The sequence below is a fragment of the Pseudomonadales bacterium genome, assembly GCA_013215025.1.
In the GTDB taxonomy this organism is placed as follows: Bacteria; Pseudomonadota; Gammaproteobacteria; order Pseudomonadales; family DT-91; genus DT-91.
In genome coordinates this window covers 1-3,219 of the sequence record JABSRR010000132.1, presented here as the reverse complement: position 1 = coordinate 3,219, position 3,219 = coordinate 1, and the positions used below count along the sequence as shown (strand labels likewise).

The 3,219-nt window shown below is 47.2% G+C and carries 4 protein-coding genes; all 4 read left to right on the top strand.

Annotation, left to right across the window (positions count from 1 at the left end):
- On the top strand, positions 1-606 hold a 606-nt coding region (gene tolA, locus HRU21_09100), incomplete at its 5' end, for a cell envelope integrity protein TolA (GenBank protein NRA42448.1).
- Positions 603-1,916: a Tol-Pal system beta propeller repeat protein TolB gene (tolB, locus tag HRU21_09095; protein ID NRA42447.1), complete on the top strand. Its 1,314-nt coding sequence runs from the start codon at positions 603-605 to the stop codon at positions 1,914-1,916. The genes tolA and tolB, both read left to right, overlap by 4 nt.
- Positions 1,917-2,125: 209 nt before the next feature.
- On the top strand, positions 2,126-2,761 hold the full coding sequence (locus HRU21_09090) for an OmpA family protein (protein ID NRA42446.1): 636 nt from the start codon (positions 2,126-2,128) through the stop codon (positions 2,759-2,761).
- A 23-nt stretch (positions 2,762-2,784) separates the two neighbouring features.
- Positions 2,785-3,219: hypothetical protein (locus HRU21_09085; protein NRA42445.1), on the top strand; the 435-nt coding region annotated here is incomplete at its 3' end.

Sequence of the window (3,219 nt, the reverse complement as noted above, 5' to 3'; positions counted from 1 at the left end):
GCCATTCAGGCCAGCCTGATCTCGGCATCAGCCGCCAGCGACAAAACGCAAGTAAAACCTACGTTCAAGCCAAAACCAAAACCCAAGCCAAAGCCAAAGCCAAAGCCCACAACGAAACCAAAAGCAAAGCCGAAACCTCAACCAAATCCCAAACCATCAACAAAGCCCGCTCTTAAAGAAAAAGCTGAGCCTAAACCTCAAGCTGTGCCCAGCAGCATTGTCGACGATGAGCTAGAGCAAGAGCTGCTGGATGAGCTGGCTTCATTTGAATCCGCGATTGCCGCGGCACAAGCTGCCGAAGATCAGGCTACCGCCATGAGCTATATGGGCTTAATCCAGCAGTCGGTAGAAGTGAACTGGTCGCGACCACCAAGCGCCAGGAACGGCATGCAGGCACTGCTGCAAATTGAGCTGATTCCTGATGGCACCATTGTGAATGTCAATATTATCAGCTCCAGTGGCAATCAAGCCTTTGATCGATCTGCGGTGACGGCGGTGAATAAGAGCGAACGCTTTCCCGAGCTGGCGGAGCTTGAACCGCGCATTTTTGAACGCTACTATCGACAGTTTAAGCTGCTGTTTAAGCCTGAGGATTTACGATTATGAGCAAACGCCACGCATTAATATCTTTATACTGCAGCCTGATTTTCTGCTTATTGAGCGCCAGCGCAACTCAGGCCGAAATCATTATTGAAATCACGCAAGGCGTCGACAACCCCACACCCGTAGCGGTTAGCCCATTTGTATGGCAGGGCCAGAACACTCTGCCAGAAGATGTCGCATCCATCATCGAGAACGACTTTCGCTTTTCCGGCTTGTTCAGCTTATTGTCACGTGACCTGATGTTGAGCTTTCCAGCTAACCCCGAACAAGTGTTTTACCGCGACTGGCGGGCACTCAGTCAGGAATATTTAATCAGCGGCGAAATTTTACCCCTAGATAACGACCGCATTGAAATCCGCTGCTATTTATTCGACATCAATCGCCAAGAAGTGGTGCTAGAAAAAATTCTAGAAGGCCCCGTCTCAGCCCTGCGGGATATGGCGCATAAGTTGGCCGACGCCAGTTTTCAGCAGCTAACCAATATTACCGGCGCCTTCTCCAGCAAAATTGTATATGTGAGCGGCGAGGTATTGGGCAACGGCAAGTATAACTATAAGCTCTGGTATGCCGACTTTGACGGCGCAAGAGCTAAATTAATTTTAAACTCGCCAGAGCCGATTTTATCGCCCAGCTGGTCCCCAGACGGCAAGCAAATAGCCTATGTGTCGTTTGAAAACCGACGCCCTAGCATATTTATTCATACCTTAAGTACAGGCGAGCGCAAGGCCGTCACTAATTTTCGCGGCATGAACTCTAGCCCAGCATTTTCGCCCGACGGTGAAAAGCTTGCCTTTGTGCTGTCTAAAGATGGGTCGCCAGACATTTTTATTATGCAGCTTAGCACCGGTGAAATCTCTAAACTCGCGGCCAACAGTTTTGGTATTGATACCGAACCCAGCTGGATGCCCGATAGCCAATCCCTGGTATTCACCTCTAATCGCGGTGGTAAACCNCAAGTTTACTTAGCTAAGCTTGGCGANCCTGCCGCCAGGCGTCTGACCTTTGATGGCGATTACAATGCGCGCGCGCAAGTCATGCCTGACGGCAGCGGCTTGATTTTAGTTAACCGTAAAAATGGCCGTTTTCGCATTGCACGCTACGACTTCAAGCGAGCGCGCAGCTATATTCTCAGCGATACGCGTCTCGATGAATCACCCACCGTTTCAGCCAACGGCGCGATGGTGATGTATGCATCAAAGGTAAAAAATCGCGGGGTATTAGCCTTGGTGTCTGTGGATGGCGCGGTTAAAAGTTTATTACCTTCGCGCACCTTACAGGATATTCGCGAGCCAGCCTGGTCACCAATTTTTTAGTTGACGTAAAATTGCACAAAGTAGATCCATTTTTTTATTAAAAAATCTTTTTTTAGTGCATTTCTGTAACATTTAGGCTTATATAATATAAATATTCAGGCATAATGCTTGCTTTAGTTATGACAAACGCAGAATGTTGCGCTATCATAATTCTGAAATTTAACAGAGTTTCAATAAACTATTTTTTTATTATTAAAAGGATATTAGCGATGAAATTAAAAAAATTACCCCTGCTATCTAGCATACTTTTAGCCAGCTTCTTAGTGGCTTGTGGTTCAAGCGACACCATGGAAGACAGCGGTGAACCTGAAAAGGTTTATGGCAAGCAAACTCACAACCCACATGAGCACACGCACAAGAAAAAAGAAATTGTTGCTGAGCCTGTGGTTGAAGAAGTGAAAGAAGACCCTATGGCTGCGTTTATGACCATGGCTCGTACTTACTACTTCGATTTTGATAGCGATCAATTAAATAATGAATCGCAGCAAATTTTAAACATCGTCGCTGATTATATGAAAGACAGCGATGCTACTTTCAAGCTAAACGGTCATGCTGATGAGCGTGGTACTCGTGAGTACAACTTAGCGCTGTCTGAGCGTCGTGCTAAAACCGTACAAGACTACCTAACTGTTCAAGGTGTCGATGCTTCTATGCTTGAAGTTATTGGCTACGGTGAAGAAAAGCCAGCTAACGGTGCTAGCACTGAAGAAGCTTGGGCTGAAAACCGCCGTGTTGAACTTGAGATGATTGCACCTGAAGCACCAGCAGCTGAGCCAGCAGCTGAAAAGGTTTATGGTAAGCAAACTCATAACCCACATGAGCATTCTCACAAAAAAGCTGAGTAATCTCATTTGATTGAGTGTCTTTTATGACATTAGTAAGAAACTTTAAAGCGAGCATCATGCTCGCTTTTTCTTGTCTAGCCGTTATCGATTGTTGGGCGCAAGCTGAAGTAAGCAGCTCGCAATCTTTAGCCGATATCGCCCGGCAAAAGTCAGAGCAGCAGGCCGCGAAAGACCAGTCGCGCGCTAATGCGCAGCTGTTTTATCAGCTACAGATGCTGCAAGACGAAATGATGCGCATGCGTGGTCAACTTGAAGAGCAAGAGCATGCTATCAATCAATTAAAACAGCAGCGACTTGATGATTATCTGAGCTTTGATCAACGTCTCACTGCGCTCAGCGATCAAGCCAGCACTGGCAGCAATAGCGACGCTGCGCCAAGCCCATCCGCGACATTGCCAGCTAGCACCGCTACTGTGGCTGCAAGCAACAGCAACGAGCAAGACGACTATAAAGCTGCC